Annotated in this window: 21 protein-coding genes; 15 read left to right on the top strand and 6 right to left on the bottom strand. The window is 41.2% G+C overall.

What is annotated here, in order from left to right; translation table 11 throughout:
* The first annotated feature begins 1 nt into the window (after window position 1).
* Both V6M43_RS07445 and V6M43_RS07440 read left to right on the top strand, forming a co-directional pair.
* A complete protein-coding gene (locus tag V6M43_RS07445; RefSeq protein ID WP_332733838.1) occupies window positions 2–2,086 on the top strand; it encodes a hypothetical protein in 2,085 nt (694 codons plus the stop codon).
* A complete protein-coding gene (locus V6M43_RS07440; RefSeq protein WP_332733836.1) occupies window positions 2,070–4,874 on the top strand; it encodes a helicase-related protein in 2,805 nt (934 codons plus the stop codon). Before V6M43_RS07445 ends, V6M43_RS07440 begins: the two co-directional genes overlap by 17 nt.
* A 24-nt stretch (window positions 4,875–4,898) precedes the next feature.
* Here the strand turns inward: V6M43_RS07440 and V6M43_RS07435 are convergent, their stop codons facing one another.
* A complete protein-coding gene (locus tag V6M43_RS07435) occupies window positions 4,899–6,332 on the bottom strand; it encodes a GDSL-type esterase/lipase family protein (protein WP_332733834.1) in 1,434 nt (477 codons plus the stop codon).
* Window positions 6,333–6,349: 17 nt separating this feature from the next.
* Complete coding sequence (locus tag V6M43_RS07430; protein ID WP_332733832.1) at window positions 6,350–7,936, bottom strand: hypothetical protein; 1,587 nt, start codon at window positions 7,934–7,936, stop codon at window positions 6,350–6,352.
* A 383-nt stretch (window positions 7,937–8,319) separates the two neighbouring features.
* On the opposite strand from V6M43_RS07430, the gene V6M43_RS07425 reads away from it, so the two are divergent.
* Window positions 8,320–9,360: a hypothetical protein gene (locus V6M43_RS07425; RefSeq protein WP_332733830.1), complete on the top strand. Its 1,041-nt coding sequence runs from the start codon at window positions 8,320–8,322 to the stop codon at window positions 9,358–9,360.
* 139 nt (window positions 9,361–9,499) lie between these two features.
* Here V6M43_RS07425 and V6M43_RS07420 read toward each other — a convergent pair whose 3' ends face one another.
* Complete coding sequence (locus V6M43_RS07420; RefSeq protein WP_332733828.1) at window positions 9,500–9,946, bottom strand: hypothetical protein; 447 nt, start codon at window positions 9,944–9,946, stop codon at window positions 9,500–9,502.
* Between the two features lie 233 nt (window positions 9,947–10,179).
* Here V6M43_RS07420 and V6M43_RS07415 point away from each other — a divergent pair, with 233 nt between their 5' ends.
* A complete protein-coding gene (locus V6M43_RS07415) occupies window positions 10,180–14,973 on the top strand; it encodes a RecQ family ATP-dependent DNA helicase (protein WP_332733826.1) in 4,794 nt (1,597 codons plus the stop codon).
* A 115-nt stretch (window positions 14,974–15,088) separates the two neighbouring features.
* Here V6M43_RS07415 and V6M43_RS07410 read toward each other — a convergent pair whose 3' ends face one another.
* On the bottom strand, window positions 15,089–15,469 hold the full coding sequence (locus tag V6M43_RS07410) for a hypothetical protein (RefSeq protein ID WP_332733824.1): 381 nt from the start codon (window positions 15,467–15,469) through the stop codon (window positions 15,089–15,091).
* 16 nt (window positions 15,470–15,485) lie between these two features.
* A complete protein-coding gene (locus V6M43_RS07405) occupies window positions 15,486–16,196 on the bottom strand; it encodes a hypothetical protein (protein WP_332733822.1) in 711 nt (236 codons plus the stop codon).
* A 477-nt stretch (window positions 16,197–16,673) separates the two neighbouring features.
* Between V6M43_RS07405 and V6M43_RS07400 the strand changes: the two genes are divergently transcribed.
* The 10 genes from V6M43_RS07400 to V6M43_RS07355 all read left to right on the top strand — a co-directional run bounded on the left by V6M43_RS07400 (window position 16,674) and on the right by V6M43_RS07355 (window position 22,737).
* Complete coding sequence (locus V6M43_RS07400) at window positions 16,674–16,994, top strand: LytR/AlgR family response regulator transcription factor (RefSeq protein WP_332733820.1); 321 nt, start codon at window positions 16,674–16,676, stop codon at window positions 16,992–16,994.
* A 431-nt stretch (window positions 16,995–17,425) separates the two neighbouring features.
* Window positions 17,426–18,001 carry a hypothetical protein gene (locus V6M43_RS07395; RefSeq protein WP_332733818.1) on the top strand — a complete coding sequence of 192 codons (576 nt, stop codon included), beginning with the start codon at window positions 17,426–17,428 and terminating at the stop codon, window positions 17,999–18,001.
* Between the two features lie 61 nt (window positions 18,002–18,062).
* Window positions 18,063–18,290 carry a hypothetical protein gene (locus V6M43_RS07390; protein ID WP_039135420.1) on the top strand — a complete coding sequence of 76 codons (228 nt, stop codon included), beginning with the start codon at window positions 18,063–18,065 and terminating at the stop codon, window positions 18,288–18,290.
* 173 nt (window positions 18,291–18,463) lie between these two features.
* Window positions 18,464–19,222, top strand: a complete 759-nt coding sequence (locus V6M43_RS07385) for a hypothetical protein (protein WP_332733815.1) — start codon at window positions 18,464–18,466, stop codon at window positions 19,220–19,222.
* 2 nt (window positions 19,223–19,224) lie between these two features.
* A complete protein-coding gene (locus tag V6M43_RS07380) occupies window positions 19,225–19,656 on the top strand; it encodes a DUF5675 family protein (protein ID WP_332733813.1) in 432 nt (143 codons plus the stop codon).
* Between the two features lie 93 nt (window positions 19,657–19,749).
* Window positions 19,750–20,073 (top strand): LytR/AlgR family response regulator transcription factor, encoded by a 324-nt coding sequence (locus tag V6M43_RS07375; protein WP_332733810.1) that lies wholly within the window; start codon window positions 19,750–19,752, stop codon window positions 20,071–20,073.
* Window positions 20,074–20,352: 279 nt separating this feature from the next.
* A complete protein-coding gene (locus tag V6M43_RS07370; protein ID WP_332733808.1) occupies window positions 20,353–20,490 on the top strand; it encodes a hypothetical protein in 138 nt (45 codons plus the stop codon).
* Window positions 20,491–20,620: 130 nt separating this feature from the next.
* Entirely contained in the window at window positions 20,621–21,544 is a 924-nt protein-coding gene (locus V6M43_RS07365; protein ID WP_332733806.1) for a helix-turn-helix domain-containing protein, read from the top strand.
* On the top strand, window positions 21,541–22,371 hold the full coding sequence (locus V6M43_RS07360; RefSeq protein WP_332733805.1) for a FecR domain-containing protein: 831 nt from the start codon (window positions 21,541–21,543) through the stop codon (window positions 22,369–22,371). The genes V6M43_RS07365 and V6M43_RS07360 overlap by 4 nt, the downstream gene beginning before the upstream one ends.
* Window positions 22,372–22,413: 42 nt before the next feature.
* A complete protein-coding gene (locus V6M43_RS07355; protein WP_332733803.1) occupies window positions 22,414–22,737 on the top strand; it encodes a LytR/AlgR family response regulator transcription factor in 324 nt (107 codons plus the stop codon).
* A gap of 187 nt (window positions 22,738–22,924) precedes the next feature.
* On the opposite strand, the gene V6M43_RS07350 is transcribed toward V6M43_RS07355, so the two are convergent.
* Window positions 22,925–23,272: a hypothetical protein gene (locus tag V6M43_RS07350; RefSeq protein WP_332733801.1), complete on the bottom strand. Its 348-nt coding sequence runs from the start codon at window positions 23,270–23,272 to the stop codon at window positions 22,925–22,927.
* A gap of 67 nt (window positions 23,273–23,339) precedes the next feature.
* On the opposite strand from V6M43_RS07350, the gene V6M43_RS07345 reads away from it, so the two are divergent.
* Complete coding sequence (locus tag V6M43_RS07345) at window positions 23,340–23,951, top strand: RNA polymerase sigma factor (protein WP_332733799.1); 612 nt, start codon at window positions 23,340–23,342, stop codon at window positions 23,949–23,951.
* Window positions 23,952–24,069 lie beyond the last annotated feature (118 nt).

The raw sequence follows: 24,069 nt of genomic DNA, 5'->3' as shown, positions 1-24,069 counted from the left end.
TATGGCTAAAGCTGATACCCCCGGTAAATCCCGTATCCTTGATCATTGGCGTATCCCAGCGCTTGCAGGTAAACCCATCGGTTGCCTCGCTACCACCTTTACTTTCGATGCTGCTTTTTTTGAAGAAGAATGCTTGTCCAGATTCCTTGGAATGGAATCCAATGCTGCTGAAGATGGCCCAATCTATCTTGTTGAAAGAGAGGAAAAGCTAAATAGTGTGGAATGCGCCGCAGTGCTGGTGGATGAAGCGTTTGGCAAACAACTGAGAAACCTTAGGTGGGACCTGATCCCTGTTCGTCTTCAACAGGGTATTCAGCACTCAAAGATATCCGTGCTTTATTGGGAAAATCACTTACGCATACTCGTTGGCTCAGCTAATTTAACCGTGCCAGGCTATCGTAAAAACCAGGAGATTGTAGCTGTACTTGATCTGGTTGAAAACAACTTGCAGAACAAAGTACCCATAATTATTATATTGGATTTCCTGGTTGAGTTGCTACAGAATGCAGACCAGGCAATGGCCTCCATCAATGATAGATCGGTTGGATTTCTTCAACGTGCCCGCGCGCACGCCAATTCTTTTCCTGATACCACAACTACCAGCCGTAATATTCCCTATAAAAGTTTTGCCCTGATTACCGGACCAGGCAAGCCAAACTTTTTTGAACAAGCGAACAAGATCTGGCAGGAACAGGTTGGTAATGTTGGTCCGGATCTGGCGGATATAATCAGCCCTTTTTTCGATCCCTCTGAGAAGGACAATGTTCCTGCTAAAAAATTGTGGGAGATCATGAGAAAAAAAGGACCCTTATCAATTTCTATCAGCACCACTGGTGAATTCTCGCTGGATGAACAACCCCACCGCATTCATGCACCTGTTTCATTGTTGAATTCTCTACCTGCAGGCAGAAAGGATATTACGTTAGAGATGGCTATCATTCGTGATGAATCAGCATCGGAAAAAGCAATCCGCCCCTTACACGGAAAAGGATATTGGTTTTCCAATAGCAAATACGACTTATACATTATCGGCTCTTCTAACTTTACTGTACGTGGATTGGGACTGTCCAATCGCCCAAACCTGGAAGCGAATATTGGAATTCTCGTCAATAGTGAAAAAAACTCTCAATTGTTCAAGGAGTTGAATGCATCGTGGATAAAGGGAGAAGTAGTAGATACTAAGAATATCATGTGGCAACCTCTCGAAGATGAGGAGCTTAAAGAAGCTGAACGTACACCTATTCTGCCCCCCTTCTTTAAAACGGCAACATTGCGTAGGGAGAATGAATTATTTATTGAACTTGAATTAGATATTTCGCGGCCGGTACCTGGCTTCACTATAAGCAACATAAAAAACCAGCCGTTGCTTACTTACCAACAATGGCAGGATCAACAGTCACCAGCAAGGCCTCGCATATTGGTGGAGGAATCTAATTTGCCCTCCTTTTTATTAATTGGATGGCCTGAATCACCGCTTCCAGCATCTATGCCCGTGAATATTGAAAATCAAAGTTGTTTACCACCACCAGAAGAATTAAGAAATCTTCCTCTTGATGTATTGGCAGAGCTAATAACATCCGCAAAACCAGTCTATTTAATTTTGAAAAAATACATTACCAATAAAGCGAAACATAATGCTGACCCCAACATTGTTATAAATCCATTGAAGCGCTTTAATAGCTCAACTTTTCTATTGCAGCGCACCAGGAAGTATTCAAAAGCAATCAACCAGATTCAGACAATACTGGGTAGCCCTTTTGTCACGAAGAGTTCGCTGGAGTGGCGTCTGAACGGACCAGTAGGTATAAAGGCAATTATTGAAGCAATGGTTCGTGATGCACTTAATGCAAGTGAAGCAGTATTTTTCCTTACTGAAATTTGGAAGTCCCTCGGTAATGTTCAGCCGCGTCACGAAAAGGGTTGCTTGCCGGTAGAGTATGTAAAAAAAGAAATTGAAAAACTTAAGGTGGATCTTGGTCAAAGAATTGTTGAGTTATGTAAAAGTTCTGAGAATAATGATATCAATCACTATTCAAAAAGACTGCTAGAATCAAATCAGAATAATCACTATGTCCTGGAATTATAAATTCTTACCCGCCATTAATCTTCATGTAAAAGATCGTATTCAGGAAGCAGATGCGGATAGACAACGATCAACGGCAGAAAGTCTGCTGCTGCGTCTGGAAACTATGCCGGGCCAAATACTCGCCGATGAGGTGGGTATGGGTAAAACATTTGTTGCACTGGCTGTTGCTGTATCTGTAGCCCTGCAGGATAAAGACCAGCGTCCTGTTGTAATCATGATTCCACCGGGTTTGAAGGAAAAATGGCCAAAGGATTTGGGTGTGTTTTTGGAAAGATGTCTTGATGAAAAAAGTCGTGCAAAGGTGCGTTGGGGGATTGCCGGGAGCAATGTGGAATTTCTTAAACTATTAGATGATGACCCAGCTCATCGAAAGAATATTATTTTTCTCACCCACAGTGCACTTACAAGAAGCCTTACTGATAAATGGTTGAAACTCGCAATCATTCAAAGGGCTTTGTACCGGAGGAAAGATGAGCGGATACCGAAAATGTATAATAGACTCAACCGTTTCGGATCTCAGATTTTTGGCTTACAAGGGAGAAAAAATAATAATGAGAATTTGATCCTGGACCTGCTGGAGAAAGATACCTCGAAATGGAAAAAGATATTAATTCAGAATGGCTTATTGGATGAAGGCGCTGATGATCCTGTTCCGGCGCAGATTATTGATATCCTTTATAAAGATTTGTCAGGTCAGGATTTCAATAAATTATTAGAGGTATTATATGAGAACTTGCCTGCAAAGAATCTGGGCGATGTAAAATCCCGCATTAAAGATTTCAGATATTATTTCAATGAAGAAGTTAAGACGATATGGGGCTTATGCTTAACCAGGATCACGCATTCAATTCCATTGTTAGTTATGGATGAGGCCCATCACCTCAAGAACGGTAAAACTAATATTGCGCGATTATTTTACGAAGCAGAATCGGATGAAGACATCAACGATGGCCAACTACATGCCGTTTTCGAACGAATGTTGTTTTTAACGGCAACACCCTTTCAGTTGGGTCATCACGAATTATGTAATGTGTTGGATCGTTTCAAGGGTATCAACTGGCAAAATGCACTGGCAGCAGGTTTAACCCCTGAATGGTATGGCAATGACTTATTGGAACTAAGAAAGTTATTAGATTCTACGCAGGAAGCGGCGGTACGTTTCGACCAGGCATGGGGCCAGCTTAATCCAAATGACCTTGTTATTAATGAACATCAATTTGACGATGTTGAGCAATGGTGGTTGGCGCTGCAGGGGATCGAGAAGGAGGGAGTAAGTCCGGTTATTCATTCGGTTAGGGAGAGGTATGATGCTTTATTCAGCAAAATGAAATTAGCCGAAAGCCATCTTCGCAAATATGTTTTACGACATATGCGTGAAAGGGAATTTACGGGAGAATATAAAGGCGTAATGCGACGTTTCGTCTTCCCCGGATCTGCTATTAATAATGATAGTTTTAAGAATTCTGAAGGACTTCAGGTCGGAAACGGATCACTGCTACCATTTCTGTTAGCGGCAAGGTTGTCGTCCTTAAATCCTGAAGCCAGACCTGTTTTTGCAGAAGGACTTGCCTCCAGCTATGAGGCTTTTTTGTATACCCGGAAAAAGAGCTGGGATATTGATCCCATTGACATGGATGATGACCATGAGTTGATCAGACCCATAAACAACGGAGAGGCAGAATGGTACTTAAAAGAAATTGAAACATTGATAAGCACCGATGGGAAAGCAGACCAGCATCCAAAATTAAGTGCAACGGTAAATAAGGTAATTGACCTATGGTCGAAAGGGGAGAAGGTTTTAGTATTTTGTCATTACCTGGCAACTGGCGATAGTCTCAGGCTTGCAGTATCCCGTGCTATACGCAATTGGATCGATGAAAAAGCTTCTCAGATATTAGGTTGCTCAAGGGAAAAGGCGGAGGAAGAACTTACGCATATTGGATCCCGTTTCGATGAAGGATATAGAATGCGGACACTCTTTGATGATAAGCTCCGGCCAATAATCCATGAATACGACGATCTGAAAGAATACACAGATCAGATTATGGGAGTTATACTCAGGTATTTCCGAACGCCGGCTTTTCTTACCCGTTATTTCCCACTAGGAGTGCAGGACGATGAAAATGTATTACTCGATAAAGCATTTGAGCAACAAGACGCAAGCGGCTTGTCATTATTAAAGATGATAAGGAATTTCCTTTCCTTTCTGGCCATCAAGTGCGGAGAAGAAGAACGAAAAAAGTATTTGCAAGCACTATCCTCCATACAGACTGGCGAGATTCGCATAGGCTCCGCAGAAACCGGAAATGTGCTACCAAATGTAAGATTGGTAAACGGATCAACAATCATGGAAACCCGCCAAAATCTGATGCTTACTTTCAATACCCCCTTTTATCCTGATATACTCATAGCAACAAGTGTGATGTCAGAAGGTGTGGATCTGCATCTGAATTGCCGCCATATCATTCACCATGATCTATGCTGGAACCCCAGCACCCTGGAACAAAGAACCGGACGTATTGACCGTATAGGAGCCAAAGCAGAACAATGTAGCAAACCCATTCACATATATCACCCATATGTAGCCGCCACGCAGGATGAAAAGATGTATTCGGTTGTAATGGATCGAGAGCGCTGGTTCAATATACTCATGGGAGAAAACTACAAAGAAGATCTCGAATCCACAGACAAGCTAGCCGAGCGGGTACCTCTTCCTGAAGTTATAGTTAAAGAACTTGCGTTTAAATTAGAAGTTACTCCTCCTCAAAGTAGTCATTTTAAGAAGTAGATTGTTGATTTAATTATGATGGATTTATTTTATAATTCTTCCCGGGCGAGTTGGAACCAAAATACGTTGCACCTTGCTCTTAATAATTGGGAAAGCATGTTGAGCGATCATTCTGTGACCTTTTTCATTTGGATGAATTGAACCTTCAATAGTCCCTTGACTTTCTATCGAATCATTGATAAAGACAAACCAACTTTCAGAACCAGCACAATATCCATGGTTTTTGAATAGATCCCTAATTCCGTCAACGTAGACCCATTGAAATTTCTGACAGGCAGCTTTTTGTTGTTGAATCAGTTTGTCTCCGATACTTTCCAATCGAGTTATGTCCTCATTTTCCATTAATTTGAGTAATCCACATCCATCAGTTAAATTTCCTGATTCATTACGCATAAATTGAACGGGCATTTGAAACAATACTACAGTTTCAGGATTTAAAGCCTTTTTCATTTTATCATAAACTTCATCATATCTAAAAGAAATATTCTCTACGATATCACCTGCTTCATAGTAAGCAGCATGATTATTAAATTCGGGCGGAGCAGGATTAGCAGCTGCTTCAATAAGCCTTGACATTCCATGAGTATTTCCGAGATCATTTAATCCGATTGATAAAAGGACAAGATGTACTTTTCTATCTTTAATGTAATCTTTTACCTCTTCTATTTGACCCTTTAATTGCCAGGAAGGATGTTGCTGAAATAAAAGTCCATGTGAGGTTTTTGCACCTGATGTTGCTACATTTAGGAAGGTTACAGCTGTGTGAGGATCATCGGCTTCTAATTGCGCTGCAATAATGGATAGTGCACCTTTATAGGATCGATTTGCTTTTGGTTCAAGCCAGGTCGCATCATCATCATCAAATACATAATCATAATTACCTTTTTCATCCGGATTCCCTTCGCCGGAAGCAAAAGAATCACCCATAACAATAACTAAATAATCCTTTACTTCAATAACCTGATCCAAAATCGCAATCTCTTTGGGCTGATTTGGAGTTGAACCTTTTGCTAATGCAACAATTCTAATTTTATATGTTCCACGATATGTAAACAATGGGATTGTTTGTACATCAGGTTCTGTATCCACGGACATTGAGGAGCCCGCATACAAGATTTTTTTATTAGTAGTAATTACGTGGGAGAAAGTGTTAGGTGTGCCATCTTCTTTCTTCATACCAGAAATCTCCCAGCGAAAACTTTGAGGGTGTAACATGTTCCCATTTTGATTAACATGAACTTTTAAGGTAAGCCCATATCCAGTTGGGTGAACATAACTTGGAAGGTACTTATGACCTGTTCGGTTATATCCATTAACAGTAACTTCATTTTTTGCGAAATTTGTATCTGGAATAAAGCGTGAATGCATGCTCCATTCAAGTCTTAGAGTAACATTGTTTATATTGGAATAAGAATTTTCAAATATTAATAGTGTAAGTAACACAAGTAAATGTTTCATATTGATTGATTTAAAAATTAATTTTTGTTTGAAATACTTCCTTTTAAAACAGTATTCTTAGGCACCAAACGAACCGCAACGGTACCAAACACATTATCATAATAGACCTCTAGTTTTATCAATTCATTTGTTCCATTAACGATCTTAATTTTAGACAATTCACTAATTTCAGTGCTGTTTGAAGTCATATATCCCTGTGAGAAAGTTTGCTTTATTGTTTTATCCTCGAAACCAATGCCAAGAAAAGCAAGTGTTCCAGATGTGTAGTCTTTGATTTGACTTGAATAAGTTGTATTTGCAGAGTGATTGGAGATAATTTGGGTTTTATTTATTGATCTTTCAAAACTTAGCGATGGACTAATACTTTCCTTTATAGGATCACCATTCAAGTCTTTGACTATTGTATATCTGGGTGGATTTGGACCACGGATTGAAAACCCATCAAGTGCGACTAAATTTTTCAGATCTGGGTTATTTGATTGACGCATATAGGCTGTAGTCAAATATTGTGTTTCAGTAAAATCAAGTACGCTGTAGCTAAAATTATTATCCTCTAGTATCCATATTACTCGCACATCCTTCAAGACAACAAACTGGTCAGAATGGACAGGTCCTAAGGTGGGAATGGGGTTACTTCGAGTTACAGATTGTTCATCTATTGATTCAATCACTAATGAATTCTCTTTTATCTCTCCAATTGTATTGGTAATCTTTTCTTCACCAAATGCGCCTCTGATTGCTTTCATTGTAGCATTAGCAATTTGCGTGTAAGGGTCAGATGAATTACTGGTTTTTTGTATTCCTATATCCAGGAGACTATATACTTTATTAATGAGGGTCATCTCTGGTCTTGTTTCTGAAAACTCTTCTTTTGATGATAGTTCTACACGTGTACCAACCTTCGCCTGTTGAGTAAAGCTTATAATATTTTGTGGTGACCCTGTAACTGGAGGAGCATAAATTATTCCAATTGGCAAATAGGGTAAAGTATATACCCCCATTGCGTAGAATTTTTTTCTTATAATTTGTAATGCATCCTTATAATTGGAAATCGGTTGACCCCTGTTTGGAATTAATCCTATTTCCCAATTGATTCGGCTTGATCCTTTTATTCTTATAGAAAGTGTTGTGTTATTTGAACTACTCCGGTATTCGCGATTATTTATGATTACATGAAAACGGTTTATAGGATGTTTCATACGAAAAACTAGAACTGATCCCAAGCTTTCAGAATTCTTAACCGCAGGAACTCTTTTTCTTACAGTTTTTCTTCCATCATGCACTTCCATATATCTTCCAATTAATCCATCAAAATTGCCAGTCAAATGGTCAAATGTTCCCATTTCTATTGTATCCAACGCATTTGGTTGAGGGAAATTCTGGGCATTATTTTTAATTGCTTGATACATTTTTTCGGTTAACTCATTCCTTTGAGTTTGTGAGAATATTTGTGATGGCAATTGTACAAGAAAGACTATGGCTAAACCTGAAGTAATTCCAAACAGATATTTTACTCTGATTTTGTCAATTAAACAGCTCAAAACTGTGCGTAAATGAATAAAGAACCACAGTATACGTGAAATTAGCAGTGTTGTATCTTTCATTTCTGATCCTTTTCACAAACCTAATATTTGTGTGTTTCGATTAGAAACTGGTTTTCGCTAACTGCTTTATTGATTTAGTAAATTCACCTTGTTTCATCCATAATCTAACAGTTATGGTTATGGGTTTGGTGAATATTGCAAACAGTGTTTGAAGTGGTTGCGATAATCCCAAATCAATGTTCTCTTATTTGCATATTTTACTAATTATGGCTTTGTTCTTCATTTTAAGTTTGCGGTACAAAAAATGAATTGAAATGCTTACAAAGTCTTTATTACAAATAATTAGCTTCCTAATTTTTTATATTACTAGTGCTGGGCAATATCAGCATACTAATCCCAGGCTGATTCGAGATCACCGGCCTGGAGGTTCCTATACATACCGGATGGATAGCCTTGTCGTTTGTATTCGGGATGGAAAATTGGAGAAAGCTGCACAAAACCAAGACGTAATTGGAAATAATTATGATGGTGATTTCGAAATCGGTATGGCCCAGAATGATAATTCTTACACTGGGACAGCTACAGATTATCAACCAGTCGATGGGTTTAAGCGGACAATTACAGGATTACTCGAAAGAATGAAGTATATGGGTGGGGGGCTGTTTGATAAAGATGATGATATAAACTTTATAATTAAAGCAAAGCCAGATAATGAGTTGTTAGCTGCTCACAAGGATAATCTGATGCGTGCTAATTACCCGGCGGATAATCGTCCTTGGAATCTAATATTTGGCGAAATTGATATACATGAGGAGTCACATAAATTTTACAAATCACCATACCCTATGCCCATACCTATGCAGGATTCTGTTTCCCTATATGGTCCTTGGGTTTTGGAATTATATGATGAGGATGAAGGGCGATTCGGGAAATTTCACCAGAATTACCATGAAATACATCCTTCAGAACAAATCTGGTGGGTCAATAAAAGAGGTCGTAATAGAACCATTTATATGATAATGGCAGCTGATAATTCCGGAAGATACAATGGTCGTAAAGATTATACAGAGTATGGTAACACCAAACTTGTAAACCTTTGGCAAAATAGTCCTTTTGAAGCGGTTTTTGCTTTACCATTGAAAATGAATATGAAAACCGAATCCATCGTATTTGAGATAACTGAGGTTGCACAGAAAAATGTCAAGAGGCCTTCAGAATTGCCAAAGAATCACTTTTTAGTATATAAAAAGGATACGCTTGCGCAGGTAATTCTTCCTAACAACTCTCCGTGCAGTATTTCATTTGAAAATATTGGATATGACCCTCATTCATATTGGAGTGATACCAACACTACCGTTGTTAATGGCTTTTTAGTTATAAGGGCTACAATCCATTCACCCAATGATTATGCAGGTAATTTAAGATTAACGGTTCAAGAGAAAAGGAAGGCAAAGATGTATAAAATTTCAACTGGCTTAAGATGATTTATGCTATTATCGTATAATAGAGATTATTGCCTTTACAAAGGTTAATAAAGCCACAGAACTTAATTTTATCTGTCATAAAAGTGTTTTCCTCTATTCATGAAATATACCTTCATAGTTCCTTTCAATCCAGATCTTTCTAGTCTTTGTAGAGTAAGCCCGGCGATAAAGCCCCCGTTTCCATCTGTATGATCTCCGACTCTTCCTTGCCGATCACCTTCCCGATCCTGTATCCCTCGATCATCTTGCCCACCGCTTTCTGAAACTGTTCATATAAAGAAGTGCCCTTCAATTGTTGCAGCATCGCCGGCGCCAGGTCGATGGCCTCGATCTCTTCATGGGTGAGGGGAAACTCACGGATACTGAACCCGGGCTGCGCATACTCATAACCGCCACGCTCTTTGTTGAACCGGATCGGCGCCCCATAAATATCTTTCATGGCCCGCAGGTCTTTATTGACCATCGACTCCGAGATCGATTGCCCCAGCTTCTCCGCGATCTTATTGCGCAGGTCGCCCAGGCCCGGGTAGCGCCGCATCGTAAGCACTTTTATTTGCCGGCATATTCTTTCCGATCTGTTTCCCATCTAAGTTAATACTGAGGACCCATTATCTCTTCATCACCAATTATATAATTACCATCCTTTGTATTTGTTTTATATTTTGTGAGCGATTTAAATGACTTCATAATAAACTCCCAGGTCATTCAGACCAAACACTGTTATCATCATATTTTTCCCCTCATAAACCAATTTATTTTATAATTTGGCGTTATCGTTTTTGAATTATAGTTCCTTATCCAGAAGAAACGCAATAGCCGATGACCCCTGTAATTACGTTTTTTGATATAGAGGTCAATCCTAAATCAAATAAAATTGCGGATCTGGGATTTATTTCCTCTGAAGGATCCCAATACCACGGGGTTGCCATTGATAAACTCATAACTCAATTTCAGCAGTCCGCTTTTATAGCCGGGCATAATATTCTGCTTCATGATTTGCACTACCTACGCAAAGTTTACCCTCATGTAAATTTCGACCAGTGGATTTTTATTGATACGCTTTATCTTTCCGCTTTACTCTTTCCTTCTAAACCATACCATCGCCTTATCAAGGATGATAAAATCTCAGACGAAGCACCTAACAACCCGCTCAGTGATTCCATAAAAGCCAGAGACCTCTTCTATGAAATTCTGGCTGCTTTTAAAAGCCTTGATCCAATTTTACAGGATATATTTTATTATCTGCTGAAGAAGGATCACCGCTTCCGGCATTTTTTTCATTTTATTTCTTTTCAACCCGTTTCTGAGCATAGAGTTATAGCCCTCATTCATCAAACATTCCAGAACAGGATTTGCAGGAATTGTCTCGTTGAAACTATTATTAACTCAAATCCTACTGAACTGGCGTATGCATTGGCGCTTATTGGTGCCAACCACCGTCAATCAATTCTGCCGCGATGGGTATTGCATACTTTTCCCAGAGTAGAACAGATTCTTCAACAGTTGCGCGGAACACCTTGTGACAATAATTGTCCATATTGCCTGGAATCACTGGATGCACGAAAAGCATTGAAACGATATTTCGGATATGAGAATTACCGTAGTTATGATGGGGAACCTTTACAGGAAAATGCTGTTACAGCAGCCATTCACAATAAATCACTATTGGCAATATTCCCTACCGGAGGCGGTAAGTCAATTACATTCCAGGTACCCGCATTAATTAGTTCGGATACGGTTAAAGGGCTGACGGTGGTTATTTCTCCGCTTCAATCCTTGATGAAAGACCAGGTGGATAACCTGCTGGAGAAACATATTACCTCTGCCGTCTCTATAAATGGACTGCTGGATCCGATAGAAAGGAGCAAAATGTTGGACCTCGTTGCAGATGGTACCGCAGGAATACTATATATATCTCCGGAATCGCTCCGCTCTGCTACTATTGAAAAACTTTTGATAGGTAGACATATAAGCCGGTTTGTTATAGATGAAGCACATTGCTTTTCTTCCTGGGGCCACGACTTTCGCGTTGATTACCTCTATATCGCTGAATTTATAAAAACACTGCAGCAAAAAAAGAACCTGCAACAGCCTATCCCGGTTTCCTGTTTTTCAGCAACAGCAAAACCGCAGGTTGTGGATGATATACGGAATTATTTTATGACCCGATTAGACCTGAACCTGGAACTATTCCAGGCCAGTGTCAGAAGAAGCAACCTTCACTATAAGGTCATTCAGCTTAACTCCGACGAGTCAAAGTATGAAGCACTCCGAAACTTGTTGGCTCAGCGCGATTGTCCCACTATCATCTATGTTTCCCAAACAAAAAAGGCCGAGTCTATTGCTGATAAACTATGCTTGGATGGTTATGATGCACTTCCATTTCATGGCAAAATGGACAGACAGGATAAAACCAGTCATCAGAACGATTTTATTTCCGGCTCCGTTAAAATCATAGTAGCAACTTCCGCATTTGGAATGGGAGTGGATAAAAAGGATGTGGGCATGGTCATTCACTATGACATATCCGACTCTCTGGAAAATTATGTACAGGAAGCAGGCAGAGCAGGGAGGGACCAGTCTCTGGAGGCAGATTGTTTTGTATTGTATAATCCTGATGACCTCGACAGGCACTTCAGCAGACTCAATCAAACTAAAATGAGTCAGGCCGAAATTAATCAAATCTGGAAAGCCATTAAGGAACTTACCCGGAAAAGAACCACTATATCAAACAGCGTTCTTGAAATTGCAAGAAGGGGCGGATGGGAAGAAAGTATTTCGGACCTTGAAACCCGGGTAAAATCTGCTATAGCTGCGCTGGAAAATGCCAGCTATCTTAAAAGAAAACAAAACATGCCCCAGGTTTTTGCTACCAGCATTGAAGTGTTTAATGCCGACGAAGCCATTGCCCGGGTGCAGAATTCATCAAAGATATCAACGGATCAAAAAATTCTGGCAAGCAGGATAATCAGGTCATTGATCTCTGCAAATCGTAAATCTATTGGGCGCGATGATGCTGTTGAATCGCGGGTGGACTATATCGCGGATAAACTGGGCATTAGTGTATATGAAGCTATTCAGGTTATTAACCTGCTCAGAGAAGAAAATATTCTGGCTGATGCAAAAGAAATTCAAATTAGCATTGAGAAAGGGGAAGAGGCTAAATACCAGCGCTTATTACTAGACCATTTTAATATGGAAAGGGCCTTGTCTCAGAACCTGAGTTGCCAGGAAACCATTATTAATCTGAAGGAACTCCTGGATACTATCAATGGTGAGCATAATAAAGAATATTCACCAACACTATTGAAGAACGTCCTGAATTTTTGGGTGGTAAAAAAATGGTGTAAAAGACAATTACAAGAATTTTCAAGGAACCATTTGCAACTTCAACTTACAGTAGACAAAGAAACTCTGTTGACAAGGATTGAAAAAAGAGTCGTCATTTGTAATCATATCGTGGAATATGTAAGGAAATGCGCAAATGAATCATTGTCATCCGGCAGTCGCACCGCAATAGTTAAAGTTTCTGTTATTGGACTCCGGGATAATTTAAGGCAATCAAACACCCTGTTTAATCAATCTGCCAACATTGATGAGATTGAAGATGCGCTTTTTTACTTGTCGAGAATCGGAGCATTAAATATTGAAGGAGGATTTATGGTCACCTACAATAAGATCCAGATAGAACGAATTGAAACAAATAATAAAGTCCAGTATAAAAAGGAAGATTATGCTCAACTGGATGAATATTACAGGCAAAAGGCAGAACAGATTCATATTGTAGGGGAATATGCAAAAAGGATGTCTGATGATTATGAGGATGCTATAAATTTCACAGAGGATTATTTTAGTTTACCGAATGATCGCTTTATCCGAAAATATTTTCCGGGTGAGAAGGCAAAAGATCTGACAAGAAAAATGAGCCCGGAAAATTATCAACGCATCTTTGGATCTCTCGACGACCAGCAATCGAAAATCATAAATGACCAACAACACCAGCATATTATTGTTGCAGCCGGACCAGGAAGTGGTAAAACACGTATACTGGTAAGTAAAATAGCTTCCTTATTGTTAATGGAAGACATAAAACAGGAACAGTTGTTGATGTTGACATTTTCCCGTGCTGCAGCCATAGAGTTTAAAATGAGACTAATTGAACTGATAGGGTCTGCTGCACATTTTGTAGAGATCAAAACCTTTCATTCGTACTGTTTTGATTTATTGGGTATGCAAGGTAACCTGGAAAAATCGGTTAATATCATTAGGGCTACCATTGACAAGATCAGAAAGGGAGAGATAGAGCCTAACAGAATCACTAAACAGGTTCTGGTGGTAGATGAAGCGCAGGATATTAATGATGATGAATTCGAATTAATAAAAGTATTGCTGGAACGCAATGAAAATATGCGAACCCTTTTGGTGGGGGACGATGATCAGAATATTTTCGGATTTCGCGGAGCAAACAACCGGGCCCTGCTGGAAATGGCTGAATTGGAAACAGCGAAACTGTACCACCTGGTAACCAATTACCGCGCTAACCAGAATCTGGTATCTTTTAGTAACCAATGGGCTTTGTTGATGCAAAAACGCATTAAGCATGAGTCCATCAAAGCTAAATCAGATCAAATGGGCCAGATTGACCTTGTTCAATATGCGAGTAATGAATTTAATCTGGGCTTTTCAAATGACCTGTTAAGAGAAGTGCCTACTGGTTGCACAGCTGTGCTTACGTATAAAAATGAAGATGCCCTGCAACTACAATGTCTTATTGAGAAAGCAGGTGTACCAACGAAATTGATGCAGGGGAACGAGGGATTTCATTTATTCAATTTGCTTGAATTAAGAGCATTTACAGATAGGGCTTGCAGCCAGACTGATAGCCCGGTGATTTTAAAGGAACATTGGCAATCCGCTAAAGATTACCTGAATTCTCATTTTGCCAGAAGCTCCAAACTACAAGCCTGTTTAGGGATTATTGATGCATTTGAACAATCGAGTGCTGATACAAAGTATAAGTCAGACTGGAAATCTATGCTAGCCGAATCATCAATTGACGATTTTGTCCGGATCGGTAAGGAACAGGTTTACCTCAGCACGATTCATAAAGCAAAGGGGCGGGAGTTTGACAATGTTTATTTAATGCTGAAAGGTCTTGATCCCAGATCTGAAGAAACAAAGCGGCTGATTTATGTTGCATTAACCAGGGCAAAAAAGAAGCTCAGCATTCATTATAACGGTACCTATTTTGATCGTGTTAAAGTTGCCGGACAGGCCAATCGGTATGAGGGTAATATTTATAATCTGACTCCTGAAATAAAATTGCAACTATCGCACAAAGATGTTCAACTTGGTTATTTTGAATATGTTCAGAACAGAATAGCTGGGGTTCAATCAGGGAATATCTTGAATGTTCTTAATGATTCAGAACTTGGACTTAATGAAAACCGTATACTAAAATATTCCGGTTCTTTTAAGGAAAAATTGGATAGTCTAATGCAACAGGGATATCGGCTTACTTCTGCAGAGGTGAATTATGTGGTTTATTGGAAGAATCAAAATAGAGACAGTGGCTGCTGGATCATTCTGCCTGCGGTTTATTTGAGAAGATAGTCCCATACCGCCGTCAGCCACCGGGTAACCCATCATGAAAATACCCGCCACCATTTTATTGCGTCATATATAGATCATAATAAAATCCGTTTTTCGAATACTCCGGTTTTTCTTCTTAACTACATTTTACTCTTGCAGTTACTTTACTGATGCCAATGGTTACTTTAGGACCACCTGATGATTTATATATTGTAACCGTGCAAAATCCAACCGACATTACTACTGGTGAATTGGAATTATCACTGCTGACTCCTTTCGCTACAATATTCTTATTGCTGTCTATAACGATTAAGTATTCCTGGATTCCCTTACGATTTTGTATTGCTAAATAGGAGCCATTTTCGAGATCAATTAGTTTTATTGCTGACTTGGAGTTTCTGGAAGAGTTCACTTTTTTACTTATATCGTATTCCTTTTCATTCAAATTTCCGCTTACTTGTGCAAAAGATATTATTGCAAAAAATAGAATTATTGGTAATAATAGAGCTGATTTCATGACTGTCTTTTTAATATCAAAGATTTATTTCTTCTATACTTGCTGATGTGAAATAATATATAGATCCTTCGTCAACATATAATACAATTCGCACGTCACGGAATGCTGCTGTTCCAGCTGTTAATGAAATTACTGTTCGAAGCGATTGATTACCCTCTCCATTAAAACCGATTACCTGTTGCTTTTCACCATCATCTATTGATAATTTATATGGTGTTAGTGGGCCACATCGAACATTAATTGTAATAAGATAATCTTTACCTCCCCTCAATTTAGAAATGACTCCAACATATGATCTAAGATTGGAATTCCCACTTCCCAATAGTTCAAAAAAAGATCTTTCGTTATCGATATCGCAGTTTAATTTATCGATTCTATTCGTATAAGATCTAATACTCGTTCCATCGGGCTTTACTGATTTAGAAATACAGGGGTTAATAATTAGCTTGTTTGAATTTCCTGCTATACCAGCAGATGTTTGAATGTTTGCGAAAAATACTTGCGCTTCTTTCCCCACCGTTAATACAGGTACTCTCCCTATTTTGGTGCTATCAAGCGCATTAAATGAAAGCTTGCTGGTAATAGCTGCTTTTGATAATGGAGGTTTGGCATTTTTAAACTGTTTTTTTTCCTGTAAAATTTGTCCCGTTAGCTTATAGGTTGAACATAACTGTACTATTACCAGTAAAATAATGTAACCAAAATAGCGGCTATAAATTATTTTCATTTCTGATTGTTTGCACAAACCTATTATTTGTATGTACTCTATTGAAACTGGTTTATACCAAAAGGTTTACAGCTTTAGTAAATTTCCAGTTGACGCTGCTATAGTAGCTATATAATCATTGCATTTCTTATTTACTGCAAATGCACTACACAGTATTTGCAATAAATTCTAAACACCCTTTTCTGGTTAGCAATTTTTAATAATCATATGTGAGAAGTCTTTCCAAATGACTGATTACACCCTAACCTCGTTTTCGGGAGGCCGTTAGCCTCGTTTTCGGGAGCTTTTTTCCTCTTTATTTTATGCTACCCATCCAGAAAAACACCCTTTTTTGCACCCTCCATTTTGCAGTTCACACCAACATTTACGTCACTCACACCATAGTTTATGTCATTCACGAATCTCATTTGGAATCCTGTTTCGGGTAGGGTATAATAGTATAGTTCAAAACAAACAATTAACCTAAAACCAAATGATATGAAAGAGAATAACATGCTGATCAAAAATGGATCGCAGTATTTCAGGCTCCTGGTGGATGACATCCTCTATGTTCAGGTGGCAGAAAAATATTGCTTACTGTTCACCCACGAGATGAACTACACCTACAGATGTTCGCTGACTAAATTGCTGGCCGACATGCCCTTTAAAAACATCGTGAGGGCGCACCGTTTCTTTGTTGTCAACTGGAATTACGTTACCGGTATTAGCAATGATGAAATCTATCTGGGTAAGCGAAGTATTCCGCTGGGCCCTGCCTATGCAAAAGATCTAAAACTGAAGTATATACACGACCTATAAGCTAACACCCACTGTGCAATGTTTACTGAGCCGGACAGCCATTCGGTTGAGCGGGAGGAATGGCCCCGCAAAACCATCCGGGAGTAAACAGTGGCAGCCAAGCGGTGTTTGATGCCGTCTCTAAGCCGACCAAAAGCCGAGCAAAAGCCGACTCTAAGCCGCCTCTAAGCGGGTTGGAAGCGGGCGGGAAGCGTCTCCGAAGCGTGATGGAACGGTAGCGGATGCGTCTTTGAAGCGTCTTTGAATAGTCTTTGAAGCGTTTTTGAAGCGTCTCCAATGCGTTCACTATACCGAAAAAAAGTCCGAACCATCATTGTCGTGACCTGAACCGCCCAAAAGGAAGGCAGAAAAGACAGCAAAAGTCCCTAAACCCCTATTTAGAATCTCCGGAATCCGATCCCTTTTTTTCAAACCATTAAAAACCAAAAACAATGGCAAATACTAAGAGTAAAACCAACATCATCACCCACAATTATGGAGGCAAACTGGATGATCAATTTGTAATTCGCAAAATAGGCTCAAAATCCATCCTCGCCAGTTTGCCAAAAGGATACGAGGTGAAGGAACGATTCAAGCCACAGTTCGAACAGACCAAGCGCAATTTCAAGCTCGCTGTTATCTATGCAAAAAAAGCAATCCAGAACCCCGAGCTGAAAGAGCAGTATGAAGCTGTTCGACGTGGTAACCAGTCGGCCTTCAACGTGGCATTCCAGGACAAATATTATGCCCCGGAACTTTCCGCTCTCCGTACCGAATCCTATACCGGACAGGCAGGGCAACAGATGCTGGTGGAAGCCACAGATAATTTCCGCGTCACCAAAGTTGTCTTCACCCTCTTCGCGTCTGATGGCACTGTACTGGAAGAAGGTGATGCTGTGATGGATGACAACGGTTTTGATTGGATCTACACTACAAAGGTGGCGAATCCCTCGCCAGCCGGAACCATCGTACGGGTAACGGCGGAGGATATCCCAAAAAGCAAAACCATCCTTGAAGGTGTGATCTGATCCGGAGCCTTACCCTTACCCTTGAAAACACCTATTTCAAAACCCCTAAATCCCGAACAAAATGAAACAACAGGAAATCGACAAACTGACCATTGCCGAACGCGCCCTTGCAGAAACCCCGAGCTTCTTTAAGAAGCTGCGAAATGTTGGACTGGCACTCGCCGGCATCAGTGCCGCCTTGCTTGCGAGTCCGGTGGCCCTGCCGGCCATAGTCACCACCATCGCCTCCTACCTCGGTGTGGCCGCTACCGTAGCCAGCGCCATCAGCCAGGTGGCGGTGAAGGGATAGGCGGATCCCCCTTCTGGTTCTTTTTTTCCTTTCAGTCCCGGCCTCGCCGGCCGGGACTTTCTTTAAACTAACTCAAACCCTTAAACGCAAATCACTTATTGTAAAAACCCTTATCCCAATCATTAACCCCTACAAAAACATTAACTCAAACCCCAACCCTTAACCTTTTTTTTATGGCAAAAATTCAATGGGATTATACAGCCCGTAATATGTATAAAGTGCTCATGCAACTTCTTACTCCGCTTCATTTGGCTCGTACTGCTTACAGGAAATCAAAGAAATCAGGATATTCTCAGAAACAGTTTTCCGAAACTCATGATGATCTGAGTTCAGTATCCAATCCTAAACTGATTCCCGCATCCAATGCACATTCAGCTTCGCTAATCAATACGCAACCCGCTTCACCGACCAATCCTCACCCGGGTTCCGTTTCCTTATCAAAGTCTCTCTCCATCGGTGAACCTCCCACCCAATCCAACGCCCTTCCTCCCTCCCATTCCCGCGTTTCCATCGCCGGCGGTGAGCATCGTTTCAAACTGGCATCCAGGTATGCACAGAAAGTGATGAAAGACCCCGATCGGCTGCATTCCTATGGCGAGCTCCAGCCCGATGCGCCGAGCTTCTACAAACTTGCGTTCAACGATGCACTCGTTGGTCCCAAGCTGGGAGAGCCGATACTGCGAACCGTTTTCGGTAATATGGTAAACATCATAGTGCCGGCTACTGATAATGTTGGCGTGGCCCAGGTGGAGTTCGTGTTAACGGATGCGCAGAAGCAGGTGCTGGCCGAAGGCAATGGCAGCAAGGCAAAACACAGGGAAGAGTGGACCTGCAAAACACGCTGCACCATGGAGCAACTTGCCGGCGCCCAATTATTCATCAAGGCCTCCGACCTCGCCGGCAACCAGGCCATCATCCGCAAAACCCTATGATCATGGAACTACTATTAGAACGCGATTACCATCCTGAGGCTACTGATGGGATCCTGAGTTGCGAAGAACGCTTTCTCTGTTTTACGATCGAACTACCGTGGAGGGAGAACCGAAGACTGGTTTCCTGCATCCCCGAAGGCCGTTACCGCCTGGTGCTTCGTTTCAGCGAGCGACATCGCTGGCACCTGATGCTCAAGGATGTTCCCGGCCGAACGCTCATCCTCATCCATAAAGCCAACAATTCGTTGAAAGAATTGAAGGGATGCATTGCCCCGGTAACAGAGCAGCTCTCGCCAGGCATCGGCAAGAACTCGCATACCGCTTTTTCCATGCTGATGAAGAAAGTACGCGCCTGCATCGACGACGGCGAACGGGTATGGCTAACCGTAAAAAATCTTTCAGACCGTTACCACAGCACCCTTGCACCATCGTGATTTTTTGTAAATCCCCGGCTAGTCCTGGCCGGGGATTTCTTTACCTCTACAATCCAATCAACAGCATTCCAATTCGATTATAACTTACTCAAAATGAACCCCGAAGAAATACTTGTACGAGCCGGCGATAAGTGGCTGGTGCTTCGTATCGCCGATATCCGCTACATCAAGGCCGACAATAAGGTCTGCCGCGTAATAACTATTCACCGCGAACATATCCTGACCACACCCTTGCAGGTGCTGGAGGCTGATCTTCCCAGGGATCGCTTTCTCCGGGTACATCGCTGTTATCTCGTTGCCTGGAGTCATATCACGGCGCTAACTACTAATGGCGTTTATGTTGGCAGCGAAGAGTTACCGGTTTCACGCAATGTGTTGCCCGATTTGAATAGTCGGTATGCGATGAGGTATTATTAAAGTTCCCTTAACCGGGCCGTGATCCTTACAAGTATGGTTATTTCTAGTGTATACAATTTGTAATAATATATAAGGATAAATCTCTTCGAGACTTTGATTTGTCCAAGAGATTTTACAAAGTGCAATTAGGATGGAGTCATACCATTTTTAAACCAGCGTTTTTTATTGTTCCATATTTAGATCAAAATGCACAATTAATGACTCATATATGGGTCAATATAAAACACTCTTTTTTTGAGTACCATTCTTCCAGCTAAATGCAGTTTACAAATCCCGTTTATGAGATCCAGACTCCCGGTAAAACTGTCGTACTTACCGGGTTTTCATCGCTCACTCGACCCAGGAAAATCTCTCTTATTCCGCCTCAATTCTTCAATGCAGAAAATTCCTGAAAACCAACCTCGTTTTCGGGAATAATAACCTTGTTTTCGGGAACATTTGCTCTGGAGCCATATTTCATATCCAAAAGTTTGCAGGTATGCATAACTGTTTTTAGCATTGCATTGTCCTTGCCCTGGTGATGTCGCTAACTTCATAATCCTTTTACTTGCTGACAAAACTTAAACATATAGGCGAGGACTCTATTCGGTTCTCTTCCATCTCGGATCTGCTGGCTCCCCTTCCCGGACTCAGTCTCAGCAGCAACGGAATGGCCAATGCATTCAAAGGAAAGATTGGCTTGCAGAGCTATAATACGGTAGATGGAGTGCTTCAGTTGTTTGATTACGATGTTCCCAATGAAGTAGTACTAACAAAGGATAATCTGGAAGAAGCGCACTGGATGGTGATAGTGGTAGAAGGTCAAATAGATTTTATGGTGGGAGACCGCACTTATGTTATTTCCAGGGGCTGTAGTGCTGTTTTTAAAGCAAAGGACTATCAGATCAAATTGTTAGGGAGTAAGGTAAAATACCTGCTCTACAACCTTGAAGGGCTTATAGAGCGAGCTGAACTCTGCCTCGATGAATTTTCACTGGGGGGATACAGGCTCACCAATGAGATGCAGGTAAAGGTTGCCGATATCCTTTTTGCGCCTAAATCAATCCCCCGTCCCACAGAATGGTTATCTAATCAACTTCAGCAGTTGCTACTCGGATTGATGGAAAAATGCCGGGAGGCGAAGGAATCACCCTACTGCTCTGATAGGATGCTGGGGATAGCGTTAGCGGCCGAAAAATTAATCATCGAACAGTATTTGGATAATGTGAACATCTACCAAAGGGCTAAAGAATTGGGGACAAATGAAAATACTCTCAAAAAAGCCTTCAGACATCATTTTGGAATTGGTATGGCGAAATTAAGGAACCAGCTAAGGGTAGAAGAGGCGAAGAAATTATTGATATACACAAATATGACTGTAAGGGATGTTGCATTTAAGTCGGGCTTTGAATCAGAAGGTGCAATGGTCAAGAATTTCTCTTATGTCACAAATATGAAACCCAAAGAATTCCGCAAAAAATATAAGTTATGAGTAAGATCAGTAAAGAATTGGAACAGGCGGCCGCGGTTGCCAATCTCACACCGAGGGCTGCGCATTTATTGCGGAATTTTTTCCTGAATCTCGCCACCCAGGAGGAGAAGGATGAACTCGATATATGGATGAATGAATCCGAGGCCAACAGCTATCTGTTCGATCTGCTCCTTGATACGAACAGGGAAGGAACGGGTGCTGCTACCATGCATCTACTAATAAAGATGGCGAAGAAAGAACCGCGGAAAAGGAATATCATTGCTAAGATCCTCGGCTGGGGTATTGTAGCCATAATTGTGCTGACCATGATCGATATTTTTATCCCGGGAAGAATTGTGAGCCGGCTTACTACCGACGATGAATTAAAACAGATCAGCTGGAAAAAGATCACCGTGGAAACCGGCGATCAACCGAAGACGATCTGGCTGGCTGATAGTACGCGGGTGGATCTGATGCCGCATTCCAGTATGTACTTTCCCGAGGATTTCTATTATTATGATCGCCTGGTTAAGCTTAAGGGCAGTGCAAAATTTGATGTTCGCTATATGGACCGCGAACCATTCCGTGTGGAGCTGGAAGGTGTGTATGCGCAGAGTGTGAGGGGTGCATTTTCCCTTCAGAACGATAGTATCGCAAAGCGTATAGTGCTTGACGTGAGCAGGAAGAATGTGCTTTTTGGTTATGACAAAAATAATAACTGGAGCCTTGAGGAAGGGGAGAAGGGAATTTATGAGAATGGGACCATCCACCTCGAGCGGCCAGGGAAGACGCCCGCTAACGAGCCGCTTACCAATCAAGTGCCTGCTAACGAGCCGCCCGCCAAATAAAAATGTCAACCCTCCACCCTCATACATTCAAACACCCAACGCATGGTAACCGAAGAACTATTAATTCGCAACGGAAAGAAATGGGTCGTAGTACCGCAGACTCAAATCAGGTATATTATTGCGGAGAATAAACTCTGCAAGGTTGTGACGTCAACCCACGAATACCTGCTCAGCACGCCCCTGCAGGTATTGGAAGCTGATTTGCCTGGCCATGTATTTATTAAGGTACATCGCTCCTGTATTGTGGCCTGGTCTTCCATTACTGCCATAACTGATTCTGCTATTTATATCGACAAACTTGAACTGCCGGTGTCCCGAAAAATATTGATGGATATTAAGAATCGATACCAGAAGAAGTATTACTGAAATACGATTTCATCATATACTCAGGGGGCCAGAATTAAAATGATTACGCATTGATTTCTTACAAATCGCAAGTGCCAGGAATTCTAATGTTTGGTAATTATTGTGAGGAGTTTTTACAAATTGAAAGTACTCATAATACATACCCAAACTGTCAGGTGTATGGATTTCTTACAAATCGAAACCAGCATTAGCATGTTCCATCGTTTTGTAACTTGTTCTTCATATTACTTTCGTTTTGTAAAAAAATGCCGCACACGAAAAGCCACTCCCACCTCCCCGCTACTTTCAATTTGTAAGGAAATACCACTACGCGAAAAACAACTCCCCCCTTCCAGCTACATACCCGTCCCGCTACTTTCCATTTGTAAAAAATACCCACACATGCAAAACCACCTCCCACCTCCCCGCTACTTCCGATTTGTAAAAAATTCCCGCACCTGAAAATCTCTACCCCTCCTTTAGCGGCCTGCAGTTTGAAAACCCTCGTCCTCAGTATTCTCCCGCCAAGTTCAACAGACAATAAACTGACCAGCATAAACCCGGAATTAACCAGTTTTACTTAGCTTACCTCCGGAATTCACCCGCCGTTGAACCCTGACTGCATGAAAGAAGATTTTCCAGGTCCCGACTCCAATTCATTCCAACATCACTGGAATGCCTTCCGGCAGCACCAGGAAGCCGGACTTTACCAACTTTATCACCTCACATATGACAGCTTCTACCGCTATGGCATGCTCTCTTCCGCTGATCCACATATCGTTAAAGCGGCTATCAATGCCACTTTTATCGAGATCTGGACAAAACGTTCAACCCTTCCTGAAGTGGATAATGTAAAAGGGTACCTGTTCATCTGCTTCAAACGCCAACTTTTCCAGGCCATTCGCAAAGAATCCCAATATTATAAGCAGGAAGCTCAACCCATCCCCATTTTACTAACGGAATCTTCTTTCGAAGAAGCTTTGATTAACCATGAACTCGACTCTCTCCGTAAGGCCCGTATCCGCACTGCAATGGCCTCCCTCTCTACCCGGCAGAAACAGTTCATCCAGCAAAGATTCTTCGAAGACCTCAGCTATGAAGAAATCGCCGAACAATCCAATACTTCAGTACGAACCGTGTACAATACCATCCATAGTGCCATCAACCGCCTGCGCACCGAACTCGGTGAAACTGAAATAATGCTTCTCCTTATTGTATGGCATTACCCCTACTGACCCATGACACTACCCATGTACTGCCCCCCTGAAGCCCTGCAACTACCCTTTAGGCAACACGCCCAAAGCGACCCCAAAATATTTTTTAAAAAACTTTCATTTTTCTTAGTAAATAATT

It is taken from the genome of Flavihumibacter sp., from assembly GCF_036676075.1.
GTDB lineage: Bacteria > Bacteroidota > Bacteroidia > Chitinophagales > Chitinophagaceae > Flavihumibacter.
This window is presented reverse-complemented; position numbering and strand designations above follow the sequence as displayed.

What these genes read in the sequence shown, in the direction of transcription:
- V6M43_RS07445 (WP_332733838.1), top strand. Translation starts at nt 2, where the DNA reads ATGGCTAAAGCTGATACCCCCGGTAAATCCCGTATCCTTGATCATTGG.
- V6M43_RS07405 (WP_332733822.1), bottom strand. Translation starts at nt 16,196, where the DNA reads ATGAAAATAATTTATAGCCGCTATTTTGGTTACATTATTTTACTGGTA.
- V6M43_RS07410 (WP_332733824.1), bottom strand. Translation starts at nt 15,469, where the DNA reads ATGAAATCAGCTCTATTATTACCAATAATTCTATTTTTTGCAATAATA.
- V6M43_RS07375 (WP_332733810.1), top strand. Translation starts at nt 19,750, where the DNA reads ATGAACCCCGAAGAAATACTTGTACGAGCCGGCGATAAGTGGCTGGTG.
- V6M43_RS07395 (WP_332733818.1), top strand. Translation starts at nt 17,426, where the DNA reads ATGGCAAATACTAAGAGTAAAACCAACATCATCACCCACAATTATGGA.
- V6M43_RS07380 (WP_332733813.1), top strand. Translation starts at nt 19,225, where the DNA reads ATGGAACTACTATTAGAACGCGATTACCATCCTGAGGCTACTGATGGG.
- V6M43_RS07345 (WP_332733799.1), top strand. Translation starts at nt 23,340, where the DNA reads ATGAAAGAAGATTTTCCAGGTCCCGACTCCAATTCATTCCAACATCAC.
- V6M43_RS07440 (WP_332733836.1), top strand. Translation starts at nt 2,070, where the DNA reads ATGTCCTGGAATTATAAATTCTTACCCGCCATTAATCTTCATGTAAAA.
- V6M43_RS07390 (WP_039135420.1), top strand. Translation starts at nt 18,063, where the DNA reads ATGAAACAACAGGAAATCGACAAACTGACCATTGCCGAACGCGCCCTT.
- V6M43_RS07385 (WP_332733815.1), top strand. Translation starts at nt 18,464, where the DNA reads ATGGCAAAAATTCAATGGGATTATACAGCCCGTAATATGTATAAAGTG.
- V6M43_RS07370 (WP_332733808.1), top strand. Translation starts at nt 20,353, where the DNA reads ATGAGATCCAGACTCCCGGTAAAACTGTCGTACTTACCGGGTTTTCAT.
- V6M43_RS07400 (WP_332733820.1), top strand. Translation starts at nt 16,674, where the DNA reads ATGAAAGAGAATAACATGCTGATCAAAAATGGATCGCAGTATTTCAGG.
- V6M43_RS07415 (WP_332733826.1), top strand. Translation starts at nt 10,180, where the DNA reads ATGACCCCTGTAATTACGTTTTTTGATATAGAGGTCAATCCTAAATCA.
- V6M43_RS07425 (WP_332733830.1), top strand. Translation starts at nt 8,320, where the DNA reads ATGGATAGCCTTGTCGTTTGTATTCGGGATGGAAAATTGGAGAAAGCT.
- V6M43_RS07350 (WP_332733801.1), bottom strand. Translation starts at nt 23,272, where the DNA reads ATGCTGGTCAGTTTATTGTCTGTTGAACTTGGCGGGAGAATACTGAGG.
- V6M43_RS07355 (WP_332733803.1), top strand. Translation starts at nt 22,414, where the DNA reads ATGGTAACCGAAGAACTATTAATTCGCAACGGAAAGAAATGGGTCGTA.
- V6M43_RS07360 (WP_332733805.1), top strand. Translation starts at nt 21,541, where the DNA reads ATGAGTAAGATCAGTAAAGAATTGGAACAGGCGGCCGCGGTTGCCAAT.
- V6M43_RS07420 (WP_332733828.1), bottom strand. Translation starts at nt 9,946, where the DNA reads ATGGGAAACAGATCGGAAAGAATATGCCGGCAAATAAAAGTGCTTACG.
- V6M43_RS07435 (WP_332733834.1), bottom strand. Translation starts at nt 6,332, where the DNA reads ATGAAACATTTACTTGTGTTACTTACACTATTAATATTTGAAAATTCT.
- V6M43_RS07430 (WP_332733832.1), bottom strand. Translation starts at nt 7,936, where the DNA reads ATGAAAGATACAACACTGCTAATTTCACGTATACTGTGGTTCTTTATT.